Origin of the sequence: Ancylothrix sp. D3o (genome assembly GCF_025370775.1) — a bacterium.
Lineage (GTDB): Bacteria > Cyanobacteriota > Cyanobacteriia > Cyanobacteriales > Oscillatoriaceae > Ancylothrix.
The window spans coordinates 862,237-877,520 of record NZ_JAMXEX010000001.1 but is presented as its reverse complement, the minus strand read 5'-3'; the positions used below and the strand labels follow the sequence as shown (position 1 = coordinate 877,520).

Genomic DNA, 15,284 nt, shown 5'->3' with positions numbered 1-15,284 from the left:
AAAAACCGTCAATGTACAGCTTTGAAGCAAAACACGACAGTTTTCATATCATCTCATATCGCCAGCCTGAAAAAACCTCACCCCCCGTCCCTGGTTCCCTACCAACCAACCGCAGTTAAATTTGGCCCAACCTTCATCGCCAAATCACCTTATTTACTTTGAGAGGGAAAAACGCTCTCCCGCAACCTTTCAAGCCCCCCAGGGTTCAACTGAGACCATGTAAACAAGCCCGCCAAACTGCTTATCACCAAGACCGCCAAAACCCCTAAAACCCCCATTTTTTCTTTACGGGGAGTTGGAGGGGCCACCGGCACCGGCTCAGCAGTCGTAGCTTCCGCATCCAGCAAAGCACGAGAAGCCTCTGAAAATTCCGACTCTAAAGAATCCTCCTGAGTTGGAACCTGAGATCCAGGCTCAAAAAGCGTCAACGGTTCAGGAGAAAGGCGACACTGAACCATCACCACCGAAGTATTATCATGTCCGTTGCGTTCATTTGCCAAATCAATAAGCCACTGCACCGCAGCTTCGAGAGGCATTTCCCCTTTTAAAACAGCCGGTGCATAATCGGCCCAAAATAACTCCACCAAATCATTATCGCTCAGTCCGTCCGAACACAAAAGCAGCAAGCCGTCATCTTCCAAAATAAACCGCTGCACATTAGGCCGCAAAAACTCCCCATCGCGCGTACCCAAAGCTTGAGTCAGCGCCCCCGCATCACCCCGTTTCAGCGCTTCCCGATACAAACACCGGCCCAAACGCACCTCTCGCGCCGCCACATCATCATCAACAGTTAAACGCTGACAATACTCACTTGTGATCCAATAAGCGCGACTATCGCCAACATGAGCCAAATACAACTCGTGAGCATTACCATACTCAACACCCGTATCCGTTCTTACCCGTTGCGGTAACTGCAAAGCCATCACCAAAGTAGTCCCCATCCGCTGCCGAGACGAACGACCCTGGTTATCATTTTGCGCCGCTATCGTATTATTAATCACCCGGATGCTTTCTTCAATTTGTTGAGCCAACAGAGCCGGTGGAGTAGGTTCGGTTGCTTCCGCCGCTTCATTGAGCAAACTTAGAATCAAAGGTTTAAGAGACTGCACCGCCGACTGACTAGCAACCTCCCCCCCCTCGTGTCCGCCCACACCATCACAAACCACAGCCCAATAAGGAATCAAGCGATTGTGCGGATCTTTAGTGCGTTGTTTCAACTCCGCCTCAGTCGGATAACAAGTATCCTCATTATGATCCCGCACCGTACCCGTATCCGTTGCACCGGCCACCCGCAACCGCAAAGGCAACTGAGCCGAACATTCCAGCAATAAACGATTAAGTTGCCACGAAATTTCTGTGAAGTCGGCTTTTTTTGCCTGCAATTGGTTACAAATCTCTTTCAATGGCGAAATAACAGTTGGGTGGGCGAACGGTATCCAGTTCATCCAGCACTGACCCAAATCTTCCAGAGTTCTCTGAGAAACTGATTTCTGCTCATCCTTAGCATCATCACTGTACAATTCCAGCAACCAAATTCGCCAACCTTCAACGCGGATATTCTCTGGAACAATCAAACTCCCCGCAACACCTTGTTCTAAAAAAGGTTGCCAAAGTTCCAGCATTTGCCACAGCCAATAAACTTGACGCACCGCCGATGATGTGGGCCATACCTCGCTTAAAGAAGGGTAGAGATTGCCCACCGGATCAACCGGCACATTTTCTAACAGCATCACTTCCCCGCTGTACGGCGTTTCTCCCAGCGGTGCAAAGCCATAAATTTCGGGAATATGTAGCCGATAGGGATACAAAAATAAATAAGCAAAAATGCCTTCCGGCAAATCTTGGGGAAAATAAGGATGATTGGAAGGTTGGGTATCCAGCCAAATTTGCGGCGCTACCACTGTATAACGTTCTGCGATCACCGTGTCTGTCTCGAATTCTAGCCCCTCTGGGCCCACAGCCCACAAATGCCGATACACCAAGGGCGTGTTGCAAGAAGCGCAAACTTGACCCCCCAAAGGATTGCGGGGTTCACTACAGGCGGGGTTGACGCAGTAAATTGATGGCTCAAAGCTGCTCATGCGATCCAGAACTTTCTCAAGGAACAATTGATAAATTTAAGTTGAGCAAAATGCGGCATAAACGCAACCTCACCTACATGGTTGCCCGGTTCGTTCGATTTTCTTTACTTTTGCGTTAACCTTGCATTTAATTTCTCCCAAAAAATCCCCCACACCACCAAATCATTAAGCTTTAGTTAGTATAACCCCAAGGCGAATATTTACAATCTAAAATTTAAAACAACAACTATCGGCCTTAGACAGCACGACATCTGGCTGGGGAGAAAGTCAAAAAAACCTGCATTAACTTCTCGTCTGGGAGTTGTCGGGCGAGAGGAAAGCGAAGAAAATCACAAATGCTCTCAAAATAGATATTTTTTCCCTCTCCCCAAAATTATCGGGCGCTCACCGGATTTTTAAGTTTCCCCAGTGAGGTTAATTAAACACAGATAACCAATCGTAGGAGAGGCAATTTCAGCCGTTTGATCACAAAATCAATTAAACGGAGATTCTATCAAAATGCTACTGAGTCTAGGGACATTTGCGTGGCTGGCAAAAACGCACTCATCAACGTTTGCTGTTGCCGGTGGCCCGCTTAATTTAAGTCTGAGTTTAATTTGGTTGGTGGCGGGTTCACTGTTGTGTTTGGTAGAACTGTGGATACCAACGGCTTTTACGGCTTTTACAATGGGCCTAGCAGCAATCCTCGTTGCTGTGTTTGCTTGGTATTTTCCTGCTCAGTTTGGGTTACAAGTGTTTTTATGGATGCTATTAGCCACCGGCGGAGTCATAGCCACAAGGAGGTTATTACCAAACCGCAAAGTTTCCATACTTTCGGCCCCAAAACAAGCAGAAACCCTCACAGAAATTTTACCAGGGCAGGCCGGTCGAGTCATTTATGAAGGCAACTCCTGGCGAGCCCTTTGCGAAGATGAAAAGCTCGCCATTCCTCCCCATCAAAAAGTGTACGTTGTCCGCAGAGAAGGCACAACCTTAATCGTTGTTCCAGAACACCTTGTAATTGGAGACTAAAAACTCTTAAATAGAGTATCTTAACAAGACATTTTCCTCAACTTTTCCTCAGAAATAACAACTTTTAGGAGACAGTTTCAAATGGAAGGATTTTTTTTGTTAGTCTTTTTAGCCTTGGGTGGTTCTGCCCTAGCCGGCTCCGTTAAAATCATCAATCAAGGCAACGAAGCCCTAGTAGAAACGCTAGGCAAATATAACGGCAAAAAACTAGAACCCGGCCTTAATTTTGTCACCCCATTTTTAGACCGGCTCGTTTATCAAGGCACCGTCCGCGAACAAGTCTTAGACATCCCCCCCCAACAGTGCATCACCCGCGACAACGTTTCCATTACCGTTGATGCAGTCGTTTATTGGCGGATCATGGATCTCGAAAAAGCCTACTATAAAGTCCAAAATCTCCAGTTAGCAATGGAAAACATGGTGCGAACCCAAATTCGTGCCGAAATTGGGCAAATGGAACTAGACGAAACCTTTACCGCTCGTTCGCAAATTAATGAGATATTATTACGGGATTTAGACATTGCCACAGATCCCTGGGGAGTCAAAGTTACGCGAGTAGAATTACGAGATATTATTCCCTCAAAAGCCGTCCAAGATTCGATGGAATTACAAATGGCTTCCGAACGCAAAAAACGAGCCGCCATTTTAGCTTCCGAAGGCGAAAGAGACGCCGCCGTAAATACAGCCAAAGGCAAAGCTGAAGCCCAAATCTTAGATGCCGAAGCTATGAAAAAAACCACAATTTTAGAAGCGGAAGCCCAACAGCAAGCCATTGTCTTAAAAGCCCAAGCCGAACGTCAACAACAAGTATTAAAAGCTCAAGCCACCTCCGAAGCACTGCAAATTATTGCCAAAACCCTAAAAACAGACCCCAGTGCGCGAGAAGCCTTGCAGTTTTTATTAGCACAAAACTATTTAGAAATGGGCGTAAAAATTGGCAGCAGCGACAGCAGCAAAGTAATGTTTATGGACCCGCGCAGTATTCCGGCAACCTTTGAAGGGATACGCTCGATAGTCGAACAAGAAAAACTTCATTAAGGGCGTTTTTGTAGTAGGGGCCGGCACCCTAAAAGGCCCCTAGGGGAGAGACTCGGCCATTTGTGCGGCTTGGCACTCTTGACACAGCCCAAAAAATTCGAGGGTGTGGTAAAAAACTTTAAACTGATGAGATTGTTGTAGTTGAGTTTCAAGTTGGTGAACCGGACACTCGGCAATAGGAATCGAAACACGACAGACAAGACAAGTCAGATGATGTTGATCTTGGTGAAGGGTACTATAAAGCGATTCACCGTTGGCAAGGGTTCGCACCTGTACCACCCCTTCGAGTTTTAAGGCTTCTAAGGCACGGTACACTGTGGCAAGTCCGATGCTTTGGTTACGCTTCCGCAATTCAAGGTAGATATCTTGGGCTGAAAGGGCATCTTTTTGGCTTTTGAGTAGGTCAATGATTCGCTCTTGAGAGCGCGTGCGTGAAACTTTCATGGTGGCTGGGGGTTAATCGGTTTTGGGGCCGTTTTTTGTGATTTTAGCGCTGTTAAGGCCAAGTTTGGCTGTCTGGCTGCGGATTTTAGGCCGGTTGGAGAATTTTTGTAAAACCAATGTAACGTAGAGTTTTAAAATAAAAGGGTGGCCTTGGGATTATTGGTTTAATTTAGGGTTTTGTTGTGTCTCAAAAATATCACGCTCAAATCTATGTTACTTTGCGCCCTTCGGTGTTAGATCCGGCTGGGGTGGCTGTGCAGTCTGGTTTGTCTCATCTCGGTTATGACAATGTGGAGCAGGTTCGCATTGGCAAGTATGTGGAGTTGACGATCACCGCCGCCAATGAGGATGAGGCCAAAGCGTCTTTGGATCGTATCTGTGATCAGCTTTTGGCTAACCCGGTGATTGAAAATTATCGCTTTGAGTTAAAGGCGGTTGCGGGTGTGGGGGTTTGAAATGTAGGGGCCGGTAATTGCCTCGCTGTATTCTCCAAGGCGAGGACTTCCTGAATTTTAATGTAATTTTTGTATCGGGATGGGCGTTGAATTATGAAACTAGGGGTTGTGGTTTTTCCGGGTTCAAATTGTGACCGGGATGTGGTTTGGGTGAGTTCTGGTTTGCTTGGTTGTCAAACTCGGATGGTTTGGCATGAGGAAACGGATATTTCTGATATTGATGTGGTGGTAATTCCGGGGGGGTTCAGTTATGGGGATTATTTGCGCTGCGGGGCGATTGCTCGCTTTTCGCCGGTGATGCGGGAGGTGGTAAAACACGCGGCGGCTGGTAAGTTTGTTTTAGGGATTTGTAATGGCTTTCAGGTGTTAACTGAGGCCGGTTTGCTTCCAGGGGCTCTGACAAGAAACCGCGATTTGCATTTTATTTGTGACCGGGTGCCTTTGAAAGTAGAGCGATCTGATTTACCTTGGACTTCTGAATATGGGTGCGGTAGTGTGATTACGTTGCCGGTGGCTCATGGAGAGGGCCGTTATTATGCGGATGCGGAAACTCTGCCTGAGTTGGAAAATAATGGTCAGATTTTGTTTCGCTATTGCGGGCCGGCCGGTGAGGTGAATGAGGCAAATAATTGCAATGGTTCGTTAAATAATATTGCGGGCATTTGCAATAAAGAAGGAAATGTGCTAGGAATGATGCCTCACCCAGAGCGAGCGGCTGATCCAATGTTGGGAAATACGGATGGGATGGGTTTGTTTAAGGGGTTGTTGATGGCAGTAAAATCAGGGGAAAAAGTGCCGGTTTAAGTTGATGTTAAGTAGAAGCACTTAATTATTTGTAGGATGATTATTTGTAGGATGGGTAGAGCGTAAGCGTAGCGCTATCGCGCACTACGTTACGCGTAGCGTGCCGAAGGCAAAACCCATCAAAGCCTGGAGAGTGTTGGGTTTCGTTCCTCTACCCAACCTACATTACACCCAGAGTTTAATTAAGTTGACTTACTTAGAAACCGGCTTTTAAATCAAAATTCAAATTTCAGAAAAGGAGATTTTTGTAAAAAACCCGGTTTGTTTATAGGGATTGCAAAAAAATAATGGCCGGCCTTCAAAAAAGAAGCCGGCCCCAAAAAATTAAACATGAGTTAAAAGGCTACTTTTCAACCAACTTGACTTTAGTAGCCAAACCCAAAAGTTGCAAAAATTGAATTGTCATCCAAGTCATATCAATCTCCCACCACTGCATACCGTGACGGGCAGAATATTGAAAAGCATGGTGATTATTATGCCAACCTTCGCCGTAAGTTACCAAAGCAACCCACCAGCAATTTGTGGACTTATCATCCGACTCATAAGTGCGATAACCAAACTTATGAGTGGCGCTGTTTACAAACCAAGTGCAGTGAAAAACTGCCACCAAACGAACAAAAACACCCCAAACAACAAAAGACCAACCCAAACCAGGCTGATAGGCTTCACCTAAGAAGTAAATACCAAGCCCTAAAAGAACCTGAAGCGGGAAAAAGTATTTGTCTAAAAACTTATAAACCGGATCATCCGCGATATCTTTTGTGAAACGAGGCACATCTAAATCAGCCGGTAAATGATAGAACCAGCAACCAACATGACTCCACCAAAAACCCTGATTAGAATCATGGGGATCTTGGGGCTTATCAGAATGTAAATGATGGATGCGGTGTAAACCTACCCAATCAATGACACCGCCTTGACAAGTCAAAGCTCCGCAAAAAATGAGAAAATACTCCAACCATTTTGGAGTTTGAAAACTACGGTGAGTTACAAGCCGGTGGTATCCGAGAGTAATTCCCAAACCGCCCGTAACCCAGTGAAGGAACACAGCAAGGCCAACTGCTGCCCAGCTAAAATTACTGGGAAAAAACGCCAAACAAGCGGCAGCGTGAACCACCACCATAAAAATAATGACGTCCCATTTGAAACGGCGAGGCGTCTGATCTAAAGTTTCTGTTTGTTTTGAAGATGCTATTGTCATCGAGCTTTTTTGTTGAAACGACCTGACCCAATCTGCGCCATAATAAACTCCGCACACACGACACGGCGAGAGAATTTGGAATGAACAGCGAACAATCGCTGCAAGAGGCAGAACAGGCACTATCCCCTATCTTTGCTGGAATTGATACTCTGGTCAAGAAAAATCTCCATAGAGTTTTACAAGCATTTCATAAGCATCGCGTAGGAGTCCATCACTTTGCCGGTGTTAGCGGTTATGGACACGACGACTTAGGCAGACAAACCCTTGATCAAGTGTTTGGGGACATTATGGGAGCCGAAGCCGCCGCCGTGCGAATACAATTTGTATCCGGTACCCATGCGATTACCTGTGCCTTATTTGGGGTTCTGCGTCCGGGTGATGAAATGTTAGCTGTAGCCGGTGCGCCTTACGACACCTTAGAGGAAGTCATTGGCCTGCGGGGAACCGGCCAAGGGTCTTTAAAAGACTTTGGCATAGATTACCGGCAACTCGAACTCACGCCCTCTGGCACAATCGATTGGCAAAAACTTTCCTCAGCCATCACTTCACGCACCCGCTTAGTCCTAATTCAGCGCTCTTGCGGATACTCTTGGCGAGATTCTCTAAGTATAGCGGATATCGAAAAAATTGTTTTAAGCGTCAAACAACAAAATCCTGAGACTGTTTGTTTTGTTGATAACTGCTATGGAGAATTTATCGAAGACCGCGAACCGCCGGCAGTAGGGGCTGATTTAATAGCCGGTTCGTTGATTAAAAACCCCGGTGGTACCATTGTCGCCGGTGGGGGGTATATTGCAGGTAGAGAGGATCTTGTAGAAGCTGCGACCTGCCGGTTAACAGCCCCAGGCATTGGCAGTAGTGGCGGAGCCAGCTTTGACCAAAACCGGCTTTTATTCCAAGGCTTATTTTTAGCCCCGCAGATGGTAGGAGAAGCAATGAAAGGCAATCATCTGGTGGCTTATGTGTTTGATAAATTGGGATATCCCGTAAACCCGCACCCTTTGGCACCCCGCCGCGACGTCATCCAAGCCGTGAAACTCGGTTCCCCGGAAAAACTAATTGCTTTTTGTCGAGCAATTCAAAAATATTCTCCCATTGGCTCCTATCTTGACCCCATACCGGCCCCGATGCCTGGGTATGAAAGTGAATTAGTCATGGCCGGTGGTACCTTTATTGATGGCAGCACCTCAGAATTTTCTGCTGATGGGCCATTGAGAGAGCCATATCTAGTATTTTGCCAAGGCGGAACCCATTGGACTCATGTAGCCATTGCCTTAGAAGCCGCCATTAAAGAAATAGGGCCGGCGTGATGGAAAAAGATAATGGACAAATGACTTTTGACAGATGACAAGGGACAAAAAACCAAGAACGCTGATAAACTTTGGAATGGAGAATTTGATGTCGTGGAGTTGGAATGGAAATCGGTCAGAAAGTAAAAGTGGTGCGGCTCCGAGACCCCATATCGGCAAAATTGGTCAATAAGATCAAAGAAAATCCCGTCGGCACCATAGAAGAATTTAAAATGGTCGATGGCCAAGGTGTCGGAGTGTTTGTTCGGTTTGATGAAAGCTTTATCACCTGGTTCTTTGAAGACGAACTCGAACCGGCCCAATAACAAGGTAGAGACGTGAGTTTTCGCGTCTCTGCATCGCCAAACCCCAAAATTTAAGCAACCGGCCCACTAAGGCGGACTGCAAGCAAGCCAGCTTGCAAAAATGATATTTTGTATTTGCTTAGTTGACGTTTTACCCAAACGTGAAAAAAGCTCTTGTTTATAAAAAGCTCATTACAGTTAAACGGAAAACAACAATGGCGCGGATATTAACATTTTTGGGCAAAGGGGGCACCGGTCGCAGCACCATTGCCATTGCAGCCGCTAAACAATTTGCCGCTAAAGGCTCACGGGTGCTGTTTGCCAGTTCTGATCCAAGCCCAGCCCTTAGCATAGAATTAGGAGCAACTGTGGGCCCGGAACCGCAAGAAATCGCTCCTAACCTCCACGCCGTCCAGTTGCTTATTTCTGTGTTGCTAGAGCAAGGTTGGGAAGAAATCAAAAAGCTGGAAGCCAAATATGTCCGCACTCCGTTTTTAAAGGCGGTGTATGGTCAAGAGTTGGGCGTGGTACCGGGGATGGAAGCCGCTTTGACGCTGAATGCTCTGCGTAATTACGACAAAAGCGGCAACTATGATGTGATTGTCTATGATGGCACGGGAGATCAAAACACTCTACGGATGATTGGCGCGCCAGAAATTGGCAGTTGGTATTTGCGCCGGTTTCGTCAAGTTTTTGCTGAGTCTGATGTGGGCAAAACTTTGGCGCCGTTTGTTCAACCTGTCACCAGTGCGGTGTTAAATGTCGATTGGTCGGGTGATAATTTTGGCCAACCTCCCCAAGAAGTGACAGAAATTATGGACAAGTGGCGGGAAACAATGGCGGATGCAAACCGCGTCTCTGCTTATCTTGTCACCACCGGCAACCCCGCCGCCATCGCTACGGCTCGCTATTTGTGGGGAAGTGCTCAACAAGTCGGTTTACTTGTCGGGGGAGTAATTTTAAATGAAGCCTTGGTGGTGGATACCTTTGCTGCTGAACTAGCTCCGAATTTACAAGAACTTTACGCTACCTACGAACGAGAAGCAAATATCAGCGAAAAAGTTAGCGCTGAGTTTGCGCCTTTGTCTGTAACCACTCTGCCTTGGCGCAATGGCGATGATTGGCAACCGCTGATTAAGGCTTTGCCCGATTTTAGTCAACCGGCATCCGTTCCCAAACCCATCAGCATTAACGTCTCAGAGCGCTCTGTGAGTTTATTTTTGCCTGGTTTTGACAAAAAACAAGTCAAACTCACCCAATACGGCCCAGAAGTCACAATCGAAGCCGGTGAGCAGCGGCGAAATATCTTCTTGCCCAATGAATTAAGAGGCCGGCCCGTCAAAGGTGCAAAATTCCAAAACCAATATCTGGTAATTTCCTTTGGCTAAACAGTCAAACCAAAAAACCATCTGTATTCATCTGCGTTAATCTGCGTTAATCTGCGGTTAAAAAATCCCCCAAAATTATGACCCAACCATCAGAAAACAAAAACTCACCAGTCCTGACAGAAACAAACACAGACCGCACAGCAAAAACCCGACAATTATTAGGAATGAAAGGGGCTGCCGGCGGAGAAACAAACATCTGGAAAATCCGCCTACAACTAATGAAACCAATCACCTGGATTCCTTTAATTTGGGGCGTTGTGTGCGGTGCAGCCTCTTCGGGAAATTACACTTGGACGCTGGAAAATGTTCTGAAAGCTGCGGCTTGTATGTTGCTTTCGGGGCCATTGTTGGCCGGTTATACGCAAACCTTAAACGATTTTTATGACCGAGAAATCGATGCGATTAATGAACCTTACCGGCCTATTCCTTCCGGGGCAATTTCAGTACCCCAAGTCGTAACGCAAATTTTGGTTTTGTTAATTTCGGGTTTGGGTTTGGCGTTTGTTTTGGATAAGTGGGCCAATCACGATTTCCCAACTTTGACAGCAGTGGCTGTTTTTGGTGTGTTTGTGGCTTATATTTATTCGGCGCCGCCGCTGAAGTTGAAAAAGAATGGTTGGTTGGGGAATTATGCTTTGGGTGCGAGTTATATTGCTTTGCCTTGGTGGGCCGGTCAATGTTTATTTGGGGAGTTAACTCCGACGATTATGGTGTTAACTTTGTTTTATAGTTTGGCCGGTTTAGGGATTGCGGTTGTTAATGATTTTAAGAGTGTGCAAGGCGACGAACAGTTGGGTTTGAAGTCTTTGCCGGTGATGTTTGGGATTAAGTCGGCGGCTTGGATTTGTGTTTTGATGATTGATATTTTTCAGGCGGGAATTGCGGTTTATTTGGTGAGTATTCATCAAAATCTTTATGCGGTAATTTTGCTGTTGTTGGTGATTCCGCAAATTGTGTTTCAAGATATGTATTTCTTGCGTGATCCGCTGAAAAATGATGTGAAGTACCAGGCGAGCGCTCAGCCGTTTTTGGTGTTGGGGATGCTGGTGGCCGGTCTTGCTTTAGGTCACGCTGTCGTCTAAGGGCACATCATTATACCAGAAACAAAAAATCTGTCAAGACGATTGGGAGAGGTTTAGGGAAAATTTGAGGCTCAACCCAAGAGTCTTGGCAGAAAAAACTAGAAAAAACTAGAAAATTTTTCGGTTAAATGTTGCTACAGAACAGAAAGGGTAAAAGTTAGAACACCAGGAGGTTTTCTGGTTATAAGTGTTATAAGGTTTAAGAGAAAGAAAAATATAGCGCTTGAGATGCCGGTGTAAAGATTCCAGATTTGAATGCAAGGACATAAAATAAAGCGAATAGTCCAAAGCCCGGTGGCTGTGCTGGATGCAAAGGTGATGGTTTGTATGATCTACGGTTGCGGTGAGGAAGTTGTGAAGGTATTATGCCAATGTCTCCAGTGCTGGGATTAAAAGCTCTGACTCTTATGCGTGGTGTGATTGAGGTTCTGTCGTGTCAAAGTTTCTTGATAAATTGAAGGAAATTTCCACCAAGGCTAATAACTTGGCTGAGAAGGGTCTGGTAAAATCTACGGCTCCTGATCAGGAGAAACCACAGGGTGAGATTTATTTGCAGCAGCAAGACTCGGTGGCGAAAGGACTTACGGAAAAGGAAGTTCCGACGCAAGTGGTAGAGCCGGCAGAAGGTTCTGCGGCTGAAGTTGAATCGGAGGTAAAAGAGGGGGAGGCTGAGAAAGCTGGCGAAATAAGTGAGCCGGTGGATAAAAAGCGCTCTTGGAATTTGCCAGAAAAACTGAAACCTCTTGAGCCGGTGTTGCTGGTGGTGAGGGAAAAGTTGCGAGAGAAGCCTTTACACCGGCGCCCGTTATTTTGGGTGGGTTTGGCGGGGCTGGCTCTGGGAAGTGGGGCGACAGCGGGGGTGGTATATTTACAATCGATTGAGAAAGATTTGCCGCCTACGGGCGAGGTTTTTACGTTTGAGCGGGATGGAACGCTGACGATTAAGGCGCAAGATGGAACGATTTTGCAGCAGGTGGGGAATGCGACGCGGGAGAAATATACGATTGAGCAAATCCCGAAACAGTTGCGTGAAGCGTTTATTGCGATTGAAGACCGGCGTTTTTATGACCATAAAGGGGTGGATGTTCAAGGGGTGATCCGAGCGGGGGTTTCTAACCTGCTGGCGAGGGATGTGGTGCAGGGGGGTAGTACGATTACTCAACAGCTTGCTCGGATTGTGTTTTTGGATCAAGATCCGACGGCTAAGCGGAAAATTAGAGAGGCTTTGCTGGCTCAAAAAATTGAGCGCGAGATGAAAAAGGATCAGATTCTTGAGCGCTATCTGAATTTGGTTTATTTGGGATCGGGTGCTTATGGGGTGGCTGATGCGGCTTGGGTTTATTTTGGCAAGAAGTTGAATGAGCTTACTTTACCAGAGATGGCTACGATTGCTGGCCTGCCACCGGCCCCGACGGATTATTCGCCGTTGGTGAATCCAAAAGTTGCGGAGAAACGCCGGAATATCGTTTTGCAAGAAATGCAAGATATGGGTTTTATTACGGCTGCTGAGGCTCAATCTGCTAGGGATACGGCTTTAAAGCTTGATCCTAAGTTGCCTAAGCGTTTGCAAATTTTGGCTCCTTATTTTACTTCTTATATTCAGAAGGAGTTGCCGAAGTATGTTTCGGCGGAGGCGTTGGAAAGGGGTGGTTTGACGGTGGAAACGACGCTGAATTTGGAATGGCAAAAAACTGCTGAAAAGGTGGTTAAGGATATTGTGGAGAATGAGGGGGCGGCTGAGGGGTTTGAGCAGGCGGCGATTGTGGCGATTGATCCGCGCAATGGTGAGGTGAAGGCGTTGGTGGGGGGTACCGGGTTTGGGGATAGTCAGTTTAATCGGGCTACTCAAGCGATGCGTCAGCCAGGATCGACGTTTAAGGGGTTTGTTTATACGGCGGCTATTGCGGCGGGTTTTTCGCCTTATGATGGGTTCCAAGATGCGCCGATGACGATTGATGGTTATCAGCCACAAAATTACGGGAAAACTTACCGTCATGGTTGGGTTGCTCTGACGGATGCGTTGACGAGTTCGATTAATGTGGTGGCTGTGCGGGTGTTGGCGGATGTGGGTTTTGAGCCGACGATTAAGCTGGCGAAGGATATGGGGATTAAGACGGAGCTTAAGCCTTATTATGCGCTGGCTTTGGGTGCGATTGAGGTGAATTTGCTTGAGTTGACGAGTGGTTATGGTACTCTGGCGGCTCAGGGAACTCATGTGGAAACGCACGGTATTCGCAAGGTGACGGATAGTAAGGGTAAGGTTTTGTTTGATGGCAGTTTTGATAAAAAACAGGTGGTGGATAAGACTTCGGCTGCGATTATGACTTGGATGATGCAGCAGGTGGTGAATAGTGGGACGGGACGACCGGCTGCGCTTGACCGGCCTGTGGCTGGGAAGACGGGGACTTCGGAACAGGCGCGGGATTTATGGTTTATTGGGTTTATTCCGCAGTTGGTGACGGGGGTTTGGTTGGGGAATGATGATAGTTATCCGACTTGGGGAAGTTCTGGGACGGCGGCTTTGACTTGGCATGAGTTTATGAGTAAGGTGACGAAGGATATGCCGGTGGAGAAGTTTGCTGAGTTGCCGGAGTTGGAGGGTCGCAAGGGGAGTATTAAGGCTAAGCCGGTGAATGCGAGTATTAGTTATGGGGCTCCGCCGCCGGTGCCTGCTGATGGGGCCGGTGGTGGTGCGGCTGCCGGTGGTGCTGGGTATTCGGATCAGGGTTACTCGAATCAAGGTTACTCGGATCAGGGTTACTCGAATCAGGGTTACTCGGATCAGGGTGGGGGTTATTCGGATCAGGGTGGGGGGTATTCTGGTCAGCAGTAATTTTTTCCTCCCTTCTTTGAGGTTGTGAGGGGAGGGGGGAAATATCAATTAATAAGAATAAAAGCAAGAAGTAATGTATTGAGAAATGTGTGAGGCATCCTGTTGGGATGTCTTTCTTTTGTCTTATTTTTTTTATGGGGTTAGTGGTGATTCTTCTGCCTTTTTATGCGCTAATTCTCTGTCTGATGGGTGAGTTTGTTGGCTTTGAGGGGTAGCTATAGTATGGGTAATGAGGTTGTAAATAGGAGAAAGTTTTGATGAGTTTGTTAATGGATGTTGCTGTAGAAACGTCTAATTTTCCGGTTTCTTTTACGGCGGTTTATGTAGTAGGGTTTATTGCGGCTGTGACGCTTGGCTCGGTGGCTTGGTATAATTCAAAGCGTCCTGCCGGTTGGGAAGATAAGGAGCGTCCGGGTATTGTTCCTAAAGTTGATAAAGATCCTACGCCTGGTATTGGTGAACCTAGAGGTTAGTTTTAAGTCGATTTGGTTTGTATCTGTTACTGGTATGTTTACCTGTCATGCTGAGGGCTATGGCAGGTTTTTTTGTGTGTTTAATGTTAGCAGAGGGTCTGCAAAGCTTAAGTTTTCGGCTATTGCGGTTCTTAAAGAGAAGTGATCTTATGATCTGTGCCTAACCCTCAAGTGATGTGCTGTTTGACACCAATAGTTTAGCTTAAATCAGATTCCAGAAAGTCTATAAACTTTAAAATATTTCGAGATTGCCCTGCTTCCACGTTAATTTCTGAACCAATATGGACATGATGGGGAAAATTGGGTAAATTCGGAAAATGCTTGACACTATCCCAGCGTTTTCTCAGGAGTTGTTTAGATGAATCCATCCATTGATAACGATAATCTAAGGTTAAGGGTTGGTTATCTTGAATTGTGAATGATTCAGCAATTTCTAAAAAGTCGCTGTTAATCAAGGTCAACCTAGCCCGAAAGTAGCCGCGATTTAGGATAATTCGCTCATCACTAATCTCGATAACACTAATGATTGGGCTACCAGCCAGCTTTTCCTTAACAGCGGCAATATATTGCTGTAAATTCATACTGGGTTAGTGACTTTAACTTGGGTTGAAGTCAGCATTTCATAATATGTATTCCACTCAAAAAAATCGATTGAATCTCCAAGTTGACCTGCTTGGAATTCCTGATAAAATTTCTGGGATGACATCTGATATTTTTCTTCAAATTTTTTTAGGTTATGTTCTAAATCTTCAATTTGTTTTGCTAGAGAATGCTTCTGGACTTCACGTTCCAGATATTGCCGCTCTTCATCAGAGAGTGACAAAATGATTTGCACCAAAGATTGGACTAATTTTTGATTCATAATAGCTTTCAATTTTTC

The 15,284-nt window shown here is 46.2% G+C and carries 15 protein-coding genes; 10 read left to right on the top strand and 5 right to left on the bottom strand.

Translation table 11 applies throughout. The features are described 5' to 3' along the window. Positions 1-149: 149 nt before the first annotated feature. Positions 150-2,081 carry a protein phosphatase 2C domain-containing protein gene (locus tag NG798_RS03685; protein ID WP_261220426.1) on the bottom strand — a complete coding sequence of 644 codons (1,932 nt, stop codon included), beginning with the start codon at positions 2,079-2,081 and terminating at the stop codon, positions 150-152. A 498-nt stretch (positions 2,082-2,579) separates the two neighbouring features. Here NG798_RS03685 and NG798_RS03680 point away from each other — a divergent pair, with 498 nt between their 5' ends. Both NG798_RS03680 and NG798_RS03675 read left to right on the top strand, forming a co-directional pair. After that, the gene (locus tag NG798_RS03680) at positions 2,580-3,092 is read left to right on the top strand and encodes an NfeD family protein (RefSeq protein ID WP_317619550.1); all 513 of its coding nucleotides are present in this window, start codon (positions 2,580-2,582) and stop codon (positions 3,090-3,092) included. Positions 3,093-3,173: 81 nt separating this feature from the next. Continuing rightward, entirely contained in the window at positions 3,174-4,130 is a 957-nt protein-coding gene (locus NG798_RS03675; protein ID WP_261220425.1) for an SPFH domain-containing protein, read from the top strand. A gap of 39 nt (positions 4,131-4,169) precedes the next feature. On the opposite strand, the gene NG798_RS03670 is transcribed toward NG798_RS03675, so the two are convergent. Beyond that, on the bottom strand, positions 4,170-4,574 hold the full coding sequence (locus tag NG798_RS03670) for a Fur family transcriptional regulator (protein WP_261220424.1): 405 nt from the start codon (positions 4,572-4,574) through the stop codon (positions 4,170-4,172). A 182-nt stretch (positions 4,575-4,756) separates the two neighbouring features. Between NG798_RS03670 and purS the strand changes: the two genes are divergently transcribed. Together purS and purQ are read left to right on the top strand one after the other, a co-directional pair. Then, entirely contained in the window at positions 4,757-5,029 is a 273-nt protein-coding gene (gene purS, locus NG798_RS03665; RefSeq protein ID WP_261220423.1) for a phosphoribosylformylglycinamidine synthase subunit PurS, read from the top strand. 93 nt (positions 5,030-5,122) lie between these two features. Next, positions 5,123-5,833 carry a phosphoribosylformylglycinamidine synthase subunit PurQ gene (purQ, locus tag NG798_RS03660; protein ID WP_261220422.1) on the top strand — a complete coding sequence of 237 codons (711 nt, stop codon included), beginning with the start codon at positions 5,123-5,125 and terminating at the stop codon, positions 5,831-5,833. Positions 5,834-6,176: 343 nt separating this feature from the next. On the opposite strand, the gene NG798_RS03655 is transcribed toward purQ, so the two are convergent. Continuing rightward, positions 6,177-7,034, bottom strand: a complete 858-nt coding sequence (locus tag NG798_RS03655; RefSeq protein ID WP_261220421.1) for a fatty acid desaturase — start codon at positions 7,032-7,034, stop codon at positions 6,177-6,179. 80 nt (positions 7,035-7,114) lie between these two features. On the opposite strand from NG798_RS03655, the gene NG798_RS03650 reads away from it, so the two are divergent. The 6 genes from NG798_RS03650 to psb35 all read left to right on the top strand — a co-directional run bounded on the left by NG798_RS03650 (position 7,115) and on the right by psb35 (position 14,404). Then, complete coding sequence (locus NG798_RS03650) at positions 7,115-8,344, top strand: methionine gamma-lyase family protein (RefSeq protein ID WP_261220420.1); 1,230 nt, start codon at positions 7,115-7,117, stop codon at positions 8,342-8,344. Positions 8,345-8,448: 104 nt separating this feature from the next. Continuing rightward, entirely contained in the window at positions 8,449-8,649 is a 201-nt protein-coding gene (locus NG798_RS03645; RefSeq protein WP_261220419.1) for a DUF2862 domain-containing protein, read from the top strand. Between the two features lie 194 nt (positions 8,650-8,843). Further along, the gene (locus tag NG798_RS03640) at positions 8,844-10,016 is read left to right on the top strand and encodes an ArsA family ATPase (protein WP_261220418.1); all 1,173 of its coding nucleotides are present in this window, start codon (positions 8,844-8,846) and stop codon (positions 10,014-10,016) included. 77 nt (positions 10,017-10,093) lie between these two features. Continuing rightward, on the top strand, positions 10,094-11,098 hold the full coding sequence (gene chlG / locus NG798_RS03635) for a chlorophyll synthase ChlG (protein WP_261220417.1): 1,005 nt from the start codon (positions 10,094-10,096) through the stop codon (positions 11,096-11,098). Between the two features lie 433 nt (positions 11,099-11,531). Next, entirely contained in the window at positions 11,532-13,931 is a 2,400-nt protein-coding gene (locus NG798_RS03630) for a transglycosylase domain-containing protein (protein WP_375338939.1), read from the top strand. A 257-nt stretch (positions 13,932-14,188) separates the two neighbouring features. Then, the gene (gene psb35 / locus NG798_RS03625) at positions 14,189-14,404 is read left to right on the top strand and encodes a photosystem II assembly protein Psb35 (protein WP_261220416.1); all 216 of its coding nucleotides are present in this window, start codon (positions 14,189-14,191) and stop codon (positions 14,402-14,404) included. Between the two features lie 197 nt (positions 14,405-14,601). On the opposite strand, the gene NG798_RS03620 is transcribed toward psb35, so the two are convergent. After that, positions 14,602-14,985, bottom strand: coding sequence for a DUF6516 family protein (locus NG798_RS03620; protein WP_261220415.1), 384 nt, complete (start codon positions 14,983-14,985; stop codon positions 14,602-14,604). Then, positions 14,982-15,266 carry a hypothetical protein gene (locus tag NG798_RS03615; RefSeq protein WP_261220414.1) on the bottom strand — a complete coding sequence of 95 codons (285 nt, stop codon included), beginning with the start codon at positions 15,264-15,266 and terminating at the stop codon, positions 14,982-14,984. The genes NG798_RS03620 and NG798_RS03615 overlap by 4 nt, the downstream gene beginning before the upstream one ends. Positions 15,267-15,284: the final 18 nt, after the last annotated feature.